Origin of the sequence: Pseudoroseomonas ludipueritiae (assembly GCF_014490445.1) — a bacterium.
In the GTDB taxonomy this organism is placed as follows: domain Bacteria; phylum Pseudomonadota; class Alphaproteobacteria; order Acetobacterales; family Acetobacteraceae; genus Pseudoroseomonas; species Pseudoroseomonas ludipueritiae.
Window position 1 is genome coordinate 1 of record NZ_JACTUZ010000035.1, and the last position, 15,980, is coordinate 15,980.

The following is a 15,980-nucleotide window of genomic DNA, read 5'->3' on the forward strand; positions in this document are numbered from 1 at the left end:
GGCACGGCGCGGCGCCCCGCCGGCAGGGGGCCCCGGCCATCCAATGGCCGCCCCTGCCCGTCGATCACCCGGCCCAACCAGGCGTCGCAAGGCGCGAGGCTGAGGGGCTCCTCCAGCCAGACACGGGCGCCGGGTGCGAGGCCCTCGGTGCCGCCCTCGGGCACGGCAACGGCGGCCTTTCCCTCGAAGGCCACGAACTCGCCCTCGATGGCGGGCCGGCCGGGGCGGCGCACCATCATCCGGTCGCCGATCGAGAGGCCGCCGCCCAACCCTTCCACGGAGAGCGCGGCCCCGCGCACCGCCGCCAGCCGCCCCCAGCGGTGATGGCGCGTCAATTGCCGCAGCAATGCCGGCGCGTCGGCCAGGCTGGCGGCGGGGCGGGTGTCCGGGCGCGGCGCGCCGGTGCTGCTGAAATAATCCATGCGGTTCATGCGCCCTGTGGCAATGGGCCTGCGGAAAGGCCCGGAAGCTGCCGGCATCCTGGCGATAAAGCGCAGCCTCGTCTATGCGAAAAATTCTCGACGCGAAGGAGGGAGGAAGCTATAGCTGTGGCACAGGCTCCAGAAGCAGGTTCGGCCCATGCTCGATGGCATCGACGTTTTCCGCATCACCGGCGCCCGCATGCACCAGCTGGCGGCACGCCAGAATGTGCTGGCGCAGAACATCGCCAATGCGGATACGCCGCATTACCGCGCGCGCGATGTCAAAGCGTTCCATTTCGACAGTGCTTTGCTGCGCAGCCAGGGCGGTGTCGCACCATTGCGGCTGGCCGGCACGCAGGTGGGCCATATCACTGGCACGCGCAACGGCACGACGATTATCTCCGATCGTGCGAAATCTTACGGAGAAGACCCGGATGGCAATACGGTGGACCTGGAGGAGCAGATGGTGAAGCAGGCCGATGTGGCGAAGAATTATGACCTTGCCACCGTCGTCTACAAGCGCAGCGCCGCCCTGCTGCGCAATGCCGTGGGGAGCCGCTGATGCTGCGGATCGAGCCCATCGGCGGCAGCGGGCCGCTGACCCAGTCCATGGCCACCGCCGCCTCGGGAATGAACACCCAGGCGGTGCGGATGCGCATCGCGGCGGAGAATATCGCCAATGCCTCATCCACCGCCGCGGTGCCGGGTGGCGATCCTTACCGGCGCAAGCTGGTATCGTTCCGGCAGTCCATGGACCGCGCCACGGGGGCGGAACTGGTGCGGGCTGGCAATATCAGCGGCGACCAGCGGGATTTCCGCACGCAATACGACCCCGCACATCCGGCCGCGGATGAGCGCGGCTATGTCAAGCTGCCCAATGTGGACCCGCTGCTGGAGCAGGCGGACCTCCGCAGCGCCCAGCGCAGCTATGAGGCCGGCATCGCGGTGATGCAGCAGGCCCGCTCGCTCTACGGCAAAACCCTCGACATCCTGAGGTCTTAGACATGTCTAACGCGATCCCGGCCATTGCGCCGGTCTCGGCGGCCCTGCGCGCCTATGGCGCCTCCGCGGCGCCCGCGGCCGGCGACTTCGGCTCCATGGTGGGGAAGGCCGCCCGCACCTCCCTCGCCACGCTGCGGCAGGCGGAAGTGACCAGCGCCCGCGGCGTTGCCGGCATGGCCGATGTGCAGGAGGTGGTGCAGGCGGCCACGGCCGCCGAACTGACCGTGCAGACCATGACCCAGCTCCGGGACAAGGTGGTCGGTGCCTATACCGACGTGCTGCGCATGGCGGTCTGAGGGCAGGATGAACGAGGGCGACGTCATCGAGGTGCTGCGCAACGGCTTCTTCGCCACCATGGCCGTGGCCGGGCCGCCGCTGCTGGCGGCGCTGGTCACCGGCGTCGCCGTCTCCTTCCTGCAGGCGCTGACGCAGATCCAGGAAGTCACGCTCTCCTATGTGCCCAAGATCGTGGTCACCATGATCGTGGTGATGCTTTCCCTGCCGCTCGGCTTTGCGGCGCTGAAGTCCTACACGGAAGAAATCGCGCAGATGATCGTGGGGCTCTGAGCCATGGCCTTCCTCGCGCGGCTGCGCCGCACCATCGGGCATCAGGACCTGCTCTTCGCCGCCGCCATGGTGCTGCTGCTGGCGGTGCTGGTGCTGCCCATGCCGAGCTGGCTGGTCGATCTCGGCCTCGCCACCTCCATCACCCTCTCCGTGCTGATCCTGATGGTGGCCATCTGGATCGAGCGCCCGCTGGATTTCTCGGTCTTTCCCACCGTGCTGCTGGTGGCGACGCTGCTGCGCCTGGCGCTGAACCTGGCCACCACGCGGCTGATCCTGGCCAATGGCCATAAGGGGCTGGATGCGGCCGGCAGCGTCATCCACGGCTTTGCCGGCTTCATCGTCGGCGGCGACTTCATTATCGGCGTGATCGTCTTCGCCATCCTGATCGTGGTGAACTTCATCGTCGTCACCAAGGGTGCCAGCCGCATCGCGGAGGTCGCCGCCCGCTTCAGCCTGGATGCCATGCCGGGCAAGCAGATGGCGATCGATGCCGATCTGGCCGCTGGCACCATCGACGATGCCGAATCGAAGCGCCGGCGGCGGGAGCTGGAGGACGAGAACTCCTTCTTCGGCGCCATGGACGGCGCCTCGAAATTCGTCCGTGGCGATGCCATCGCCTCCATCATCGTCACCGTGGTCAATGTGCTGGGCGGCATTGTTGTCGGCACGCTGCGGCATGGGCTGGATTTGCAGACAGCCGCCGGCAACTACGTCACACTGGCCATCGGCGACGGCATTGTCTCGCAGATCCCCGGGCTGATCGTCTCGGTGGGCGCCGGCATGCTGGTCTCCAAGGGCAGCGTGCGCGGCTCCACGGACAAGGCCTTCATCAGCCAGTTGGGCGCCCAGCCGAAGCCGCTTTACCTGGCAGCCGGCCTTTCCATGTTGTTCGCCGTGCTGCCGGGCCTGCCCTTCCTGCCTTTCATGGCATTGGCGGGCATCGCTGCCGGCGGCGGCTGGTTCGCCCATCGTGCCGTGGAGCGCCGCGCCGCCGCGGCCGCTGCTGGCGAACCCGAACCCGACGCCGCGCCGCGCGAGGAATCCATGGCTGAGCTGATCCGCGTGGATGACGTGCGGCTGGAACTCGGCATGGGCCTGGTCTCCCTCACCTCCGGCCGCCAGGGCAGCCTGACGGACAAGATCAAGAAGCTGCGCCGCGCCTTTGGCCTGGAATTCGGCTTCATTCTTCCGGCCGTCCGCATCAAGGACAACATGGACCTCGGCTCCGGCGAATATTCGGTGCAGGTCCAGGGCGTGGAAGTGGCGCGGGAGACGCTGATGCTGGGCCGCGTGCTGGTTTTCGCCCCCGGCGGCCAGGAGATCGCGGTGCCCGGCATCGACACCCATGAGCCTTCCTTCAAGATCCGCGCCCGCTGGATCGAGCCGCATCTGCGCGAGGCCGCCATGGCCCAGGGCCTGACGGTGGTGGATGCCGAGACGGTGCTGACCACGCATCTCTCGGAAGTCCTGAAGGGCTATATGGCGCAGCTGCAGGGCTATGCCGCGACCCAGAAGCTGCTGGATGGATTGGAGAAGGAGCAGCAGAAGCTGGTTGCTGACCTGATCCCCGCCATTCTGCCGCTGGCGACGGTGCAGAAGGTGCTGGCCACGCTGCTGGCGGAGCGGGTGTCCATCCGCAACCTGCCGCTGGTGCTGGAAGCCTTGCATGAGGCGGCGGGCTTCACCCGCAATGTCTCGGTGCTGACGGAACATGTGCGCCAGCGCCTTTCGCTGCAGATCTGCCGCGGCCTGGCGCAGGAGGATGGCTATATCACCGCCATTCTTCTGTCGCCGGAATGGGAGCAGGAGGTCAGCACCGCGATCCATGAGGAAGGCGACCACCGCTCCTTCGCCATGGCGCCCAGCAAGATTCAGGAACTGGTCACCGCCACCCGCACCCGCATCGCCGAGGCAGCCGCGCGGGGCGATTGGCCGGCGGTGCTGACCTCGGCCCAGGTGCGGCCTTTCGTGCGGCACCTGGTGGAACGCATCAACCCGACCATCGCCGTCATCTCCCATGCCGAGGTGCATCAGCGCGCCAAGCTGCGCACGGTGGGCCAGATCTGAGGCATGGACACCGCCCTGCCCCTGGCCACCTGGCTGCCAGCCGAGATCTACCGGTTGGCGCTGGTCTTCTGCCGCGTCTCGGCCGCCTTCATGCTGCTGCCCGGGCTGAGCGAGCATGCGGTGCCGGTGCGCGTGCGGCTGCTGGCCGGGCTCGCCGCCGCCCTTTGCATCGCGCCACTGGCGGGGCCGGCGACACCTGTGCCGGGCGTCTGGAGCATTCTCGGCGCCATGGTGCTGGAGGTCACCACCGGCACCCTCCTGGGCACCCTGGCGCGCCTGCTGCTGTCTGCCGTGCAGACGGCGGGGCAGATCATTGGGCAGAATATCGGCCTCAGCAATGCCTTCGTCTTTGGCGTGGGCAATGACAATGCCGCGGTGGTGGGCGCGGCGCTTTACGCCGGCGGACTGGCGGCGCTCTTCACCCTGGAAGGCCATCACAGCGGGTTACGGGCCCTGGCGGAGAGTTATGCCATGGTGCCACTGGGGGCGCCGCCGCCGCTGGCGGCCTCGGCCCAGGTGGCGACGGAGATGGCGGCGCGCGCCTTCCGCCTTGCCATGCAATTCGCCATGCCCTTCCTGGTGCTGGCCATGCTCTTCAATCTGGCCATGGCGGGCATCAACCGCGCCATGCCCGCCATGCCGGTTTTCATGATCGGCGCTCCGGCACTGCTGATGGCCGGGCTGCAGTTGCTGGCGCTGGTGTCGCCCGGCATTCTCCATGAGATCCTCGGCGCCTATGCCGAGGTGTTTGTTGTTCTCCACTGATGTCGGAGGAGAGCGGCCAGGAGAAAACCCTCGACGCCTCGCCGCGCAAACTGGAGCAGGCGCGGCAGAAGGGCGATGTTCCCGCCTCCCGCGAGGGTTCCGCCTTCGGGCTTTACGCCGCCATGCTTCTGGCCATCGGCCTGGCCGGCAGCCTGGCCATGCAGCGCATCAGCGAAGTCCTGCTGCCGCTGATCGAGCAGCCCGGGGCTTTCCTGGAGCTGAACGAGCTGGGCTACCGCGCGGCCGGCTATGCTGTCATGCAGGCTGTCGCCGTGGCGCTGCTGCCGGTCTTTGGATTGCTGATTGTGGGCGCGCTGCTGCCGCATCTGCTGCAGAACACGGTGGTCTTCTCCGGCGAGCGGCTGCGGCCCAAACTCTCGCATGTCTCGCCCATGGCGGGCCTGAAGCGTATCTTCGGGCTGAAGGCCTTGTTTGAATTCGGCAAGAACCTGCTGAAGGCCGCTGTTGTGAGCCTGGCCTGCTGGGTGGTCGGCCGCCGGTTCTACGACGACAGCGCCGGCATGGCCACGCTCGATCCTGCCGCCCTGCCGCCGATCATCTTTCATATGCTCGTCGTCGCGCTGGGGGCCATGACACTGGTGGCTGCGGTGGTGGCCGTGGTCGATATCGGCTTCCAGCGCTTCGAATACGCGCGGCGCCAGCGCATGACCTTGCAGGAAATGCGGGAAGAAATGCGCTCCACCGAGGGCGACCCGCATATCAAGGCGGCGCGGCGCAAGAAGCAGCGCCAGGGTTCGCAGCGGCGCATGATGGCCGATGTGCCCACCGCGACGGTGGTGCTGGCCAACCCGACCCATTTTGCCGTGGCCCTGCGCTATGAACGTGGCCAGGACAATGCGCCGGTCTGCGTCGCGAAGGGCGTGGATGCGCTGGCACTGCGCATCCGTGCCCTGGCGGAGGCTTCCGGTGTGGCGGTGGTGGAGGACAAGCCGCTGGCGCGGGCGCTCTATGCCTCTGTGGAGCTGGGCGGGACCATTCCGCCGGCGCATTTCGAAGCGGTGGCCAAGGTCATCGGCATTGTCTGGGCGCAGCAGCGGCTGGCGAAGGCGCCATCATAAATCAGCACGAGACACAAAAAATGAGACAATTCGATTGACCGATGCCGGCACCACTTGCGAAATTCCGGTTCTCTTCAAAGCCGGAGTGTTCCATGCCGAGACCACAGTCCCGCCGCACCCTTCTGGGCGGCTTCGCCGGCGCCGTGTTGCTGGCCACTCCTGGTCTGGCGGCCGAAGCCCAGAAGAAGGAATACGACTTCCTGGCTCTCGGCGACTTCACGGTGAACCTGCCCAGCAGCGGCCGGCGCATGAGCTATGTGGTTGTCTCGGTGACGCTGGAGACCAGGAGCGCCGAGATGCAGGGTTTCAAGGATGTCTCGCCGCTGCTGCGCCAGGCAGTGCTGCGCAAGCTGATGTCCATGTCGGAACGCAATGAGCTGCGAGCGGGCCAGACCGACCCGGCGCTGCTGCGCGACAGCCTTTACGACAGCTTGGCACAGGTGCGCGAGGAAGGCCTGCGCGACGTGGTGATCACCCGCCTCCTGCACAGCTAGGCGGCGGGCGGAACCTCACTGAGTCAGGCGGGCGATGTCGTCCAGCGAGACGGTGTTGCCATTCTCCAGAGCCAGGACGAAGCTCCCGGCGGTATCGCGGCGCACCTCGGTGATCTTGCCGGCGCTGCTGATCGTGCCCGCACTTTGGCGCGTGTTGTTGGCATCCTCGCCCACCACGCGCAGGGCATAGCTGCCAGCGGGCATACGGACGCCGGTGCCATCCCTGCCATCGAAGGTGAAGGTGGTCTCGCCCTTCGCCGCCGACACGGAGCGCGCCACATTGCCGCCGCTGTCCAGCACCTCGATGCGGACGTTCTTCAGCGTGCTGGCGCTGGAGATATTCACCGTCACCGCCGCGGCATTGCCGCTGCTGGGCAGGGTGATGTTGCTGACATGGGTCTGCACGCTCTTGCCGATCAACGCCGCGTTCTGGGAGAGGCTGCCGGCGCCGCTGACCTGCTCCAGGATCGATTGCAGCAGGGTGTTGCTCTTGGTCTGCTGTTCCACCTGGGAGAACTGGGCGAGCTGCGCCACGAATTGCGTCGGGTCCGTCGGCTGCATCGGGTCCTGGTACTTCATCTGCGCCGTCAGCAGTTTCAGGAAACGGTCGAAGTCCTGGCTGCTGCTGCTGAGGCTGGTGGTGGGCACGGCCGTGCTGGCGGTGCCGGTGGCCGCGCCAATGGCGCTGGTGCTGGTGACCATGGCTGGATGTCCTTTGGGGGCTCTTCAGGCGATGAGGTCGATCAGGCTGTCGGAAGGAGGCCGCCGGGGTGCCGGTGTTTCATCCTCCGCTACCTCCAGGCCTTCGGCCTGGGCGGGCGGGGTCGGACGTGGCGGCTCCGGCGCCTCGCGCGGCAGATGGCCATGCTGCAGGTCCAGGCCGCCGCTGCTCAACTGAAGCCCGGCCTGTTGCATCTGCTGCTCCAGATGGGTGCGGTCCTGGCGCAGAGCCTCGAAGGTATCGCCACGCTCGGCCGCCATGGAAACCTGCACGGTTCCGTCCTGGAAGGTGAGCCGCAGCTCGACCCGGCCCAGTTCCGGCGGCCGCAGATCCACTGAGACGCTTTCCACCCGGTTCGCCGCCGCCGTGACCACGCGCAGGGCCAGTTGCTGCCCGGCCTCCGGCGGCAGGTGCGGCCGTGGCGCCAGGCTCGGGGAGGAGGCTTGGCGCGGGGCGTCCACACGCGGTTCCGGCGAAGCGGGGGCCAGGATTGGCGCGGGCATGGCATCCCTGGCAACCGGTGCCGCTTCGAACTCCGGCTCCACCCGCGCCACGACTTCAGCGGCAGGCGTTGCACGGCCTGGCTGTGGCAGGATGGGTGGGGCTTCCGCTGCCTCGTCCGATGCCATGGCGTCCTGGGGACCAACAGGCTCAACGGGAAGAAGGGGTGGATGGCCGGTGCCGGGGACCCGAGCGGATACCGATGGGTAGGCAGCCATGTCCTGGCTGGCTGAACGGCGTGTTTCAACCGCGCAGCGTTGTGGCAGCGGAGCGGCGTTGGCCGCTTCTGTCACCCATGCCATGTCTTCAGGCATGGCGGCTTCCGCCTTCTGCGGTATTGGAACTGGCCCGGGTGCCGCCACAGGCGGGCTGGCAACAGGTTGCGGCATCGCCACGCCGGCTGGAGCAGAACGATCTGTCTGCTGGCCCATCATGCCCAGCACCATGGCGTCACGCCCTTTGGCAGGGTCTGGCGATGTGCTGACCGTGGGTTGCGGAACTGCCGCCCCTTCCTCGGGCAGGGGCCGGCGCGGCAGCTGGAAGCCAGGTTGAGCGGCAGGTTCCGCCAATGCGGGCGGATCGTCCGCCGCTCCTGGCGCCGCAGAGGCGGCGGGCTGGGCCAAGGGTCCCGCGGCTGGCCTGTAAGCGGGCTGCGCCGGCGGAAGAAGAGGCAGCGGAGGAACCACCGCCTGCGCCACCATGACGGCAACCGGCGGCGGCATCGGCTCCACGGCCTCGGCCGCTCCTGCCGGCTCGGGCGGGGCGGCATCCTCGGCCGGCATCGCGGTATCGACGGATGGGCGCTGGAACTGCCCGGCCAGTGCCGCCGCTTCCTCGGCCGCGGCAGCCAGGCTGGCCCAGGGCCATTCCGTCGCCATTCCGACAGGGCCGGATGGCCGCTGTGCCGATGGCGCCGCAGACGATTGGCGCGAGGCCGGGGCCGGATCGGCTGGCGTGCCATCCTCCCCAAGGCTCGCCAGCAGCCCCGCAAAATCCTGCGTCAAAGCCATTGGCATGGTTGCGGGGGATGCAGCCGCGCGGCGGGAACCCGCATCCGGCGGGGCCGCCGTCAGCAGGGCCGCCAGGTCAGTGCCGACCGAAAGCGCCATGAGATTCTTCCTGGCTGGAATCCGGCCGGCCACCTCCCCTCACGGGTGGAGGTGGCCGGCGCATCAGTTGAACAGGTCGTCCACCGCGTTCTGGCCCAGTCCGCCTTCGGCGCTGGAACTGGGGCCATTCAGCAGCGCGGCCTCGGTGCCGGGGGCGGCGCCATCCGGGCGCTGCGGCGCTTCCTCCTGGCGGATGCCCATCAGTGCCACCAGGGTGGCGATGCGGCTTTCCACATGGCGCATCGCCGACAGCACCTTGCGGATGCGCTGGCCGGTGATGTCCTGGAAGGCACAGGCCATCAGGATGCAGGTCGCGGCGTCATCCACCTCGGCCAGATCGGCCGCAGTCTCGGTGGATGTGCCATCATGCAGCCGCTTCGCCGCCGCCTGGGCGCGCTCCGCCTGCCGCATGATCTCCATGGCGGCCTGCTCGGTTTCCGCCACCACCGCGTCCAGCGTGTCGCCGAGGCCGGTAGGTGGCGGCGCCAAGCCGACGATCTCCGCCCGCGTTTCCGCCAACAGCTTCGACATGCTGCGCATCTCGGCGATCGCGCGGGCGAGGGTATCATTCTCGTCGGCAGCGCCGAAAGGCAGGCCGAGCAGCCGATCGACCTCGCCGGAAATCGCGGCGACATGGCCGGCAATGCGGGCCAACCCCTGCTGGGGGGTTGCCGGTCCCGAAGCCGATCCGGCGGAGGCCCCGGCGAAAGCCACGGTCACCGCGGCCTCCCTCAGTTCACGACGGAGGCGATTTTCGCCTTCAGTGTTTCCGCCGTGAAAGGCTTGACGATGTATTGCGAGGCGCCCGCCTGCTTGGCGGCGATCACATTCTCCGTCTTGCTTTCAGCGGTCACCATGATGAAAGGCGTCTTGGCCAGGGCCGCGTCGGCACGGACATGCTTCAGCAGTTCCAGCCCGGTCATCGGCTCCATGTTCCAGTCCGAGATCACCATGTCGTAGCGGGAGACCTTGATCTTCTCCAGCGCCTCGGCCCCGTTTCCGGCTTCCTCCACGTCCTTGAAGCCGATCTGATCCAAGAGATTTCGCACGATGCGGCGCATCGTCGGGTAATCGTCCACCACCAAGATCTTCACGCGCGTGTCCCCTTTTGATGCGAGCGGCCGTGGTAGCATTCCGCACCCAGGAATTTTTCGCAAGACTTCTTTGTGCCTCATGCCGCAGCGGCGGCTTCAGCCGTCCTCGAAGAGTTCGAGGGCGGCCCCCAGGCCATAACCCATGCCATTGCCGCAGCCCGACGAGCCCGCCGGGTCCAGCAGGTGGCACAGGCCCCAGTCCGGCACCGCCAGCAGCACCGGCACCCCAAGCCGCAGCGCCAGGAGATTCACCTGCCGCAGCCGGGCTGCCGGCCTTTCCTCCAGCGCCAGGGGCGCCAGCGCCGCGAAGGCGGGCGCGGTGCCGCGGACCAGCCGGTCGGCCGCCAAGCTCTCCAGAGGGGCTGGTTCCACGCGGGGCGCCTCGGCCAGCAGGCACGTGCCAGCGGGCAGCGTTTCCCGCAGGGCGGCCAGGAAGGACTGGCGCAGCGCGGCATCCCAGCGGCTGCCGGCCTCGGCGGCAGCAATGCCGATCAGCGCCTGCGCGGGCTGCAGCCTGGACATCATGCGGGGCCAGGCGGCCAGCATCGCGAGCCCCGCGGGCTCCGCCACATCGGCCGTGAAGGCGCTGGGCAGCAGGGCCAATCCATCGGCGAGGCGGCTGGCGAGGCTCTCCCCTCCGTCGGTCCATTGCGCCACCAGGGCAAAGCGCAGCGCGTCGCTGATCTCGCTGGCCAATACCTCGTCGAGATGCGCGGAAAGGCCGGAGGCGAGCAACTGATAGGTCTCGTCCGCGCCCGCCATGGCCCAGAGAAAACGCGGCAAGGCGGCGCCGGGGGCCAGAGGCTCGCCGGCGAGGCTGACGGCCAGGGCGAGCGGCGCTGGCGCCGGCACCATCTCCCAGACCACGGCGCCCTGGCCGTGCCAGTGGATCACCGCAGGCCCGCGCCATTCCGCCAGCGCCGGCAGCAAGGGTGCCAATACCGAGGCACGGGGCAGCACGGTGGCGGATTGCGGGCCGCGGCCTGCCGTTCCGGCGATGCACAGGCCTTCCGCTCCATGGCCAATCGTCAGCCCCTCCGCCGGCAACACCGCCTGCCGGAGAAGGGCAGATTGCGTGACGCCGGTGGCGGAACCGGGATCGGGCAGGAGAATCGTCCCACCCTCACGCCAGGCCAGGGCACCGCCGGGCAGCACCAGCAGGCCCTCGGCCCGCTCCGCCAGCGGCAGCACCAATTGCAGCTCCGCCAGCGCCACCTCGCGCGAGGCCGGCGGCAGGCGGTGGAACTGCGCATCGAAGCGGCGCAACAAGGCCAGGCCGGCCGGGGTGGTCAGGTCATAGGTGCCGACCCGGGCAAGCGGGCCATCCTGCAAACTCGGGTGCGGCATGGGCGGACAATCGAAGGGAAGAAAGCCATTCTCCGCCCGAACCATCCGCCGTCAACGGCCGGTTATGCGAAAAACAGTTGATGAACATCCTGCGGCATGGCACCACCAGCGGCGGTTGTTGTCACTTCAGGAGAAGCCGGATGGAGATCAACCGTCGCGGCCCCGGCGAGGCCAGCCTTGTCCGGGACGGTCGCGAGATCCTCGACCTGGTGCAGGCCGAGGGGAGCGAGGAAGAATTCGAACAGGCGCTGGCGCAGCTGGAAGAGCTGCTGCGCCCGGCCACCCTGCCGCGCGTGGTGGTGCAATACCGGGAGGGGCTCTTCGGCACCGTGCAGGCCGACCAGCCGGCGGAAGTCGTGCTGATCGAGGACGACCCGCATGACGAACCGCCGCTGGCACTGCATCGCCACAGCGTGGCGGCGGACCGGCTGGGAGTGGAGGCGGCGTTGGCGGCGGCGGAGCGCCGGCTGCGGCTGGCGGCGCGGGAGGCGGCAGGCTCATGACCGCCCTTCGCGAAGCGCGGCTGGAGTTGGATGCGCCGCTGCGCCACCCGCTGCCGATGCCGGAAGCGAAGGCCCTGGTGGCTTTGCTGGGCGGCTGCCTGCCGCAGCAGCCGCCTGCGCATCCCGTGTTCCGGCACCCTGATGCCGCCAGCCTGTTGACGGGCGAGAGCCTGGACCATGCCACCCGGGGCTCCCGCATCATTCAGGAAGCGGCAGGCGAGGCGCGCCTGCTGGTCTCCGCCAGCCTGCCGCCCTGCCCGGCGCTGCTTTCGGCGGGATTGGACTGGCTTGGCGGCCTGCTGGCGCTGCAGCCAGGGGCGGTGCCGGGCTTTATCGTGCCACCGGGCATGGCGCGGCACGACCTGCGCCTGCTGGCCTGGGATGGAACACGGCTGCGCCCGCTCGGCCCCTTGCCGGAAGAGGATGGCCTGCCGCGCTGCAGCCCCGCTGCCTTCCGGGAGGCCGCCGGCCTGCCTGTGCCGGAGCAGGAGGAGGAAGCCATTCTGCGCGCCCAGTTGCGCCGTCTGGCCCTGGCGCAGTTGCGCGGCGAGTGCCTACCCGTAGCGCAGGCGCGATTGGATGGGCCTTTCCGTGACGGGCAGGCCCTGTTCCGGCTCTGGATGACGGAGGCACTGGCCTGGCTGGATGGCCTGACCACGGCAACCGCATCACGGCTGCTGCATAGCGCATGATTTATCTTGCGAAAAATATCCAATACCCGTAAGCCCGTTCAGGTCCGCAACAGGCGGATGGCTCCAGCCTGGCGTCATGCGAAACTCGCCAGGAAACCGACAGAAGGCGGTTCTGCCTATGACAACACCCCTGGCCTCTTCAGCCACGACGCGCCAGGCCGGCGAATCGCCGCTAAGGCTGCGTGGGCGGGTGCATCCCTTCCTGACGGTTGAGATCGCGGATGTGGCGGTGCAGGAACTGGACCGGGCGCTTTCGGCCCGCTTGGCGGCCATGGCAGGGCTGTTCCGCCACGCACCCGCCATCCTGGACCTGACAGCCCTGCCCGCCGCTTCCGCGCCGCGGGTGGCGGAGGCCGTGGCGCTGCTGCGCCAACGCGGGCTGGTACCCGCCGCCTTCTGCGCCGGCACCTTTGAGGTGGAACAGGCAGCGCTGGCCAGCGGCCTCGGCCGTGTGCTGGACGCCGAGCCGCGCCAGAACCTTTCCGCCGAGCGCATCCGCCGCCCGCCGGTGATCGTGCAGGAGCCGGTACGCTCCGGCCAGCGCATCTATGCCGCCGAGGCCGATCTGATCGTGCTGCATTCCGTCTCGCCTGGCGCGCAGCTGCTGGCGGACGGCTGCATCCATGTCTATGGCGCCCTGCGTGGCGCCGCCAGCGCCGGGCTCGGCGACGATCCTTCCGCCCGCATCTTTGCGAAAATATTCGATGCGGAGATGATCTCGATCGCCGGGCTTTACCTCGGTGCCGAGGACTTTCCCCCTGGCTGGGCCAAGCGCCCGGCCCAGGTCAGCCTGGACGAAGGCGCGCTGCGCTTCGCCCCCCTGCCCTGACCCCGATCCTGCCCAAGCCACCGACCTCAGGGAGAAGCCCGATGTCCGCAACCGTTATCACCATCACTTCCGGCAAGGGTGGCGTCGGCAAGACGACCACCACCGCCGCCTTCGGTGCCGCGCTGGCGCTGGAAGGCCACCGCGTCTGCGTGGTGGATTTCGACATGGGCCTCAGGAACCTCGACCTCGTGATGGGGGTGGAGAAGCGCGTGGTCTATGACTTCCTCCATGTCGCCCATGGCACCGCCAACCTGTCCCAGGCGTTGGTGCGGGACAAAAGGGTGCCCAATCTCCAGCTCCTCGCCACCTCCCAGACGGCGGACAAGGAGGCGATGACGCCCGAGGCCATCGACCATGTGATGAACCTGCTTTCGCCGGCCTTTGACTATATCCTTTGCGACAGTCCCGCCGGCATCGAGCATGGCGCCATGATGGCGCTGCACCATGCCGACCATGCCATCGTGGTCTGCAATCCCGAGGTGACCTCGGTACGGGATGCCGACCGCATCATGGGCTATATCGCCGCCCGCTCCCGCCGTGCCCAATCTGGCCTGGCGCCGGTGCGGGAGCATCTGCTCGTCACCCGCCACAACGAGGAACGGGTGAAGCGTGGCGAGATGCTCTCCCTGCCCGCCATCCAGGACATCCTCGCCATGCCGCTGCTGGGGGTGGTGCCGGAAAGCCCGGCGGTGCTCCGCGCCTCCAATGCCGGGCGGCCGGTGAGCCTGGAGACCGGTACAGAGGCCGGCCGCGCTTATCGCGCCGCCGCCCACCGCTTCCTGGCCGAGACGCGCCACAGCCTCGCCGCGGGTAGCCGCCTGGCCCAGCCCATCGGCTTCCTGTCCACGCTGGCCGAGACGGCGCAGCGCGGCCTGCTGCGCCGCCTGTTCCGCCACGCCTGATCCTTGCACTTCAGCTTCCGGGAAACCCTTCCATGGCCGCCCTTATCAGCCTGATCCATCACCGCCGCGGCACGGCCGGCCTGGCTGCCGCCCGGCTGCGCGCGCAGGTCAGCCGCGACCGCGTTGCGAATTTCGGAGATGATATCGCGCAACGTATTCAGGATGCCTGCCTGCGCGAGATCCGCCGCCTGGCGCGTGGCGGCCAGGTGCGCGTACGCCTCGGCACCTCGCCGGCGCTGGAGGTGCGGGAGATCGAGATCGATCTCACGCCGGGACGCTGAAGACCGTGGCCATGCTGATCACCGCCTCGCAGTGCCGCATGGCTCGCGCGGCGGTCGGGATGACGCTGCGGGACCTGGCGGCGGCGGCCGGCATCTCGGTCAATACGCTCAGCCGCATCGAGAGCGAGGGAAATGTCACCAGCCGCACCCTCGCCAAGGTGCAGGATATCCTGGTGCAACACGGCGCGGTGTTTCGCCGGGATGGGTCCGTCGGGGTGCAGCGGCCCTAGCCGCCCACTTCGCCGCAAAGCTTGCCGGGAGGCGGCAAGTCCGCCCCCGGCGCCACTAGGCCGCGGGCAGCAGAGGGGTATCGCCGGCTTCCACCGGGTCGGGCTCGTCTTCCTCCAGCATGGGCATGCTCTCCAGCGGCTGGACGTTGTTGACATTGGTGGTGGGATAGAAAGCCACCATCCAGGCCTTCAGCGGCGTCTGCCCGGCAGGCTTGGGAAAGCCCTTGTCCAGCGCCCGGCGCAGGCGCGGGTCGATCAGCGCGATGCCGTAGTCGGGCAGGCTCCGCTTATGCGTGGCGTAGGCCGCCAGCTCGGCCTTGAAACGCCGCAGATCCTGCGTGGTGCCGACCCGGTTCCGCAGCTTGCTCAGGTTCATGCGGAAGCCGCCGGGCGGGCCGCTGCGCGCAATCTCGTAGAGGCGCTTGGCCACCGGCGGCAGCTCGAAATACTTCGGGCTATAGGTCAGGAAATGCTTGTCCTGCACAATGGCCCGGAACAGCCAGGCGCAAAGCGTCAGCTCCACCGCCCGCATGTGCTTCTGGCCATCCTTGCCGCGGCGGTAAAGGATCTTGTACTCGTCGAGCCAGCCGAAGCCGCGGTCCTCACCTTCCCCGCCCGTTTCGATATTGGTGCGGATGAAGGTGGATTTCAGCCGCGCCAGGGATTCCTCCAGCCGCTCATAAGCGGAGCCACCGGGCGTGCTGCCGGTGGTCAGAAAGAAATCATGCGCGGTGAAGGTGATGCGGGGCTGCGGCCTCTCGCCCCGGTTGATCTTGTCGGCCAGCAGCGAGGCTGAATAGACCAGCAGCTCCTTGTCCCAGATCGAGGCGACGCCATGCTTGGTGCCGACCACCTCGATCCAGGTCTTGCCGTCGTCGTAACGGGGCAGCTCCGTCTCCTTCTCCCGCCGCAGCGAGAAGAAGTTGAAGCGCATGGTGTTGCGGTCACCCTTGACCTTGCCCACCAGCGGGCTGTCGGTCGGTCCGAACTCGAAGGCCTGCTGTTGCTCGTCCATGCGTCCGCCATCCTGGCCGCCCCTGTGCCACCGCGAGCGGCGCCACGGCATCTTTGTGCAGGAGGGAGCGCGGAGGCGCCAGCCTTGGCTGCAGGGTGTCGGCGTCACGACGAGCTTTTCCGCAGGTCCTTTCGTCGTGACGCCGACGCTATCTCGTCGCCACGCCGACACATGGCTTGTTCGCAGCCTCCGCCTAGCCATTTCAGTTATCCACAGAAGCCGTCCTCGTCGTGACGCCGACACCGCCGAGGCTCCTCGTCGCCACGCCGACATAGACTCGGCCTTTGCCAGACGTGGACTCGTCCTGGAGCCGACCATGACTCGGCGTGAAGCCGACATGAACCCGTCGTGACGGCGACA

At 68.3% G+C, this 15,980-nt stretch carries 20 protein-coding genes and 1 pseudogene; 14 read left to right on the top strand and 7 right to left on the bottom strand.

The window, feature by feature from the left end:
• Nucleotides 1–422: pseudogene (locus IBL25_RS10265) on the bottom strand (hypothetical protein); the annotation flags it as partial.
• A 157-nt stretch (nucleotides 423–579) separates the two neighbouring features.
• Here IBL25_RS10265 and IBL25_RS10270 point away from each other — a divergent pair.
• From IBL25_RS10270 to IBL25_RS10305, 8 genes are all read left to right on the top strand, one after another.
• On the top strand, nucleotides 580–984 hold the full coding sequence (locus tag IBL25_RS10270; protein ID WP_187778457.1) for a flagellar basal body protein: 405 nt from the start codon (nucleotides 580–582) through the stop codon (nucleotides 982–984).
• The gene (gene flgC, locus IBL25_RS10275) at nucleotides 984–1,424 is read left to right on the top strand and encodes a flagellar basal body rod protein FlgC (RefSeq protein ID WP_187778458.1); all 441 of its coding nucleotides are present in this window, start codon (nucleotides 984–986) and stop codon (nucleotides 1,422–1,424) included. Before IBL25_RS10270 ends, flgC begins: the two co-directional genes overlap by 1 nt.
• A 2-nt stretch (nucleotides 1,425–1,426) precedes the next feature.
• The gene (locus tag IBL25_RS10280; RefSeq protein ID WP_187778459.1) at nucleotides 1,427–1,720 is read left to right on the top strand and encodes a flagellar hook-basal body complex protein FliE; all 294 of its coding nucleotides are present in this window, start codon (nucleotides 1,427–1,429) and stop codon (nucleotides 1,718–1,720) included.
• Between the two features lie 7 nt (nucleotides 1,721–1,727).
• Nucleotides 1,728–1,991 carry a flagellar biosynthetic protein FliQ gene (locus IBL25_RS10285; protein ID WP_187778460.1) on the top strand — a complete coding sequence of 88 codons (264 nt, stop codon included), beginning with the start codon at nucleotides 1,728–1,730 and terminating at the stop codon, nucleotides 1,989–1,991.
• A gap of 3 nt (nucleotides 1,992–1,994) precedes the next feature.
• On the top strand, nucleotides 1,995–4,058 hold the full coding sequence (gene flhA / locus IBL25_RS10290) for a flagellar biosynthesis protein FlhA (protein WP_187778461.1): 2,064 nt from the start codon (nucleotides 1,995–1,997) through the stop codon (nucleotides 4,056–4,058).
• Between the two features lie 3 nt (nucleotides 4,059–4,061).
• Nucleotides 4,062–4,823 carry a flagellar biosynthetic protein FliR gene (locus tag IBL25_RS10295; RefSeq protein WP_187778462.1) on the top strand — a complete coding sequence of 254 codons (762 nt, stop codon included), beginning with the start codon at nucleotides 4,062–4,064 and terminating at the stop codon, nucleotides 4,821–4,823.
• On the top strand, nucleotides 4,823–5,902 hold the full coding sequence (locus IBL25_RS10300) for an EscU/YscU/HrcU family type III secretion system export apparatus switch protein (protein ID WP_187778463.1): 1,080 nt from the start codon (nucleotides 4,823–4,825) through the stop codon (nucleotides 5,900–5,902). Before IBL25_RS10295 ends, IBL25_RS10300 begins: the two co-directional genes overlap by 1 nt.
• 92 nt (nucleotides 5,903–5,994) lie before the next feature.
• Nucleotides 5,995–6,396, top strand: coding sequence for a flagellar basal body-associated FliL family protein (locus tag IBL25_RS10305; protein ID WP_187778464.1), 402 nt, complete (start codon nucleotides 5,995–5,997; stop codon nucleotides 6,394–6,396).
• A 15-nt stretch (nucleotides 6,397–6,411) separates the two neighbouring features.
• Here the strand turns inward: IBL25_RS10305 and IBL25_RS10310 are convergent, their stop codons facing one another.
• From IBL25_RS10310 to IBL25_RS10330, 5 genes are all read right to left on the bottom strand, one after another.
• Nucleotides 6,412–7,098: a flagellar hook assembly protein FlgD gene (locus IBL25_RS10310; RefSeq protein WP_187778465.1), complete on the bottom strand. Its 687-nt coding sequence runs from the start codon at nucleotides 7,096–7,098 to the stop codon at nucleotides 6,412–6,414.
• Nucleotides 7,099–7,122: 24 nt separating this feature from the next.
• The gene (locus IBL25_RS10315; protein ID WP_194433669.1) at nucleotides 7,123–7,746 is read right to left on the bottom strand and encodes a flagellar hook-length control protein FliK; all 624 of its coding nucleotides are present in this window, start codon (nucleotides 7,744–7,746) and stop codon (nucleotides 7,123–7,125) included.
• A 1,044-nt stretch (nucleotides 7,747–8,790) separates the two neighbouring features.
• Nucleotides 8,791–9,381: a protein phosphatase CheZ gene (locus IBL25_RS10320; protein ID WP_238940337.1), complete on the bottom strand. Its 591-nt coding sequence runs from the start codon at nucleotides 9,379–9,381 to the stop codon at nucleotides 8,791–8,793.
• 77 nt (nucleotides 9,382–9,458) lie between these two features.
• Nucleotides 9,459–9,821, bottom strand: coding sequence for a response regulator (locus IBL25_RS10325; protein WP_120639343.1), 363 nt, complete (start codon nucleotides 9,819–9,821; stop codon nucleotides 9,459–9,461).
• Nucleotides 9,822–9,917: 96 nt separating this feature from the next.
• Nucleotides 9,918–11,168, bottom strand: a complete 1,251-nt coding sequence (locus IBL25_RS10330; protein WP_187778467.1) for a hypothetical protein — start codon at nucleotides 11,166–11,168, stop codon at nucleotides 9,918–9,920.
• Between the two features lie 140 nt (nucleotides 11,169–11,308).
• Between IBL25_RS10330 and IBL25_RS10335 the strand changes: the two genes are divergently transcribed.
• From IBL25_RS10335 to IBL25_RS10360, 6 genes are all read left to right on the top strand, one after another.
• A complete protein-coding gene (locus IBL25_RS10335; protein ID WP_187778468.1) occupies nucleotides 11,309–11,671 on the top strand; it encodes a hypothetical protein in 363 nt (120 codons plus the stop codon).
• Entirely contained in the window at nucleotides 11,668–12,363 is a 696-nt protein-coding gene (locus IBL25_RS10340; protein WP_187778469.1) for a hypothetical protein, read from the top strand. Before IBL25_RS10335 ends, IBL25_RS10340 begins: the two co-directional genes overlap by 4 nt.
• A gap of 118 nt (nucleotides 12,364–12,481) precedes the next feature.
• Nucleotides 12,482–13,192: a septum site-determining protein MinC gene (gene minC, locus IBL25_RS10345; RefSeq protein ID WP_187778470.1), complete on the top strand. Its 711-nt coding sequence runs from the start codon at nucleotides 12,482–12,484 to the stop codon at nucleotides 13,190–13,192.
• A 41-nt stretch (nucleotides 13,193–13,233) separates the two neighbouring features.
• Nucleotides 13,234–14,094 carry a septum site-determining protein MinD gene (gene minD, locus IBL25_RS10350; RefSeq protein WP_187778471.1) on the top strand — a complete coding sequence of 287 codons (861 nt, stop codon included), beginning with the start codon at nucleotides 13,234–13,236 and terminating at the stop codon, nucleotides 14,092–14,094.
• Between the two features lie 32 nt (nucleotides 14,095–14,126).
• On the top strand, nucleotides 14,127–14,375 hold the full coding sequence (locus tag IBL25_RS10355; protein ID WP_187778472.1) for a hypothetical protein: 249 nt from the start codon (nucleotides 14,127–14,129) through the stop codon (nucleotides 14,373–14,375).
• 11 nt (nucleotides 14,376–14,386) lie between these two features.
• Nucleotides 14,387–14,605 carry a helix-turn-helix domain-containing protein gene (locus IBL25_RS10360; protein ID WP_187778473.1) on the top strand — a complete coding sequence of 73 codons (219 nt, stop codon included), beginning with the start codon at nucleotides 14,387–14,389 and terminating at the stop codon, nucleotides 14,603–14,605.
• A gap of 55 nt (nucleotides 14,606–14,660) precedes the next feature.
• Here the strand turns inward: IBL25_RS10360 and IBL25_RS10365 are convergent, their stop codons facing one another.
• Nucleotides 14,661–15,620: a replication initiator protein A gene (locus IBL25_RS10365; protein ID WP_187778474.1), complete on the bottom strand. Its 960-nt coding sequence runs from the start codon at nucleotides 15,618–15,620 to the stop codon at nucleotides 14,661–14,663.
• Nucleotides 15,621–15,980: the final 360 nt, after the last annotated feature.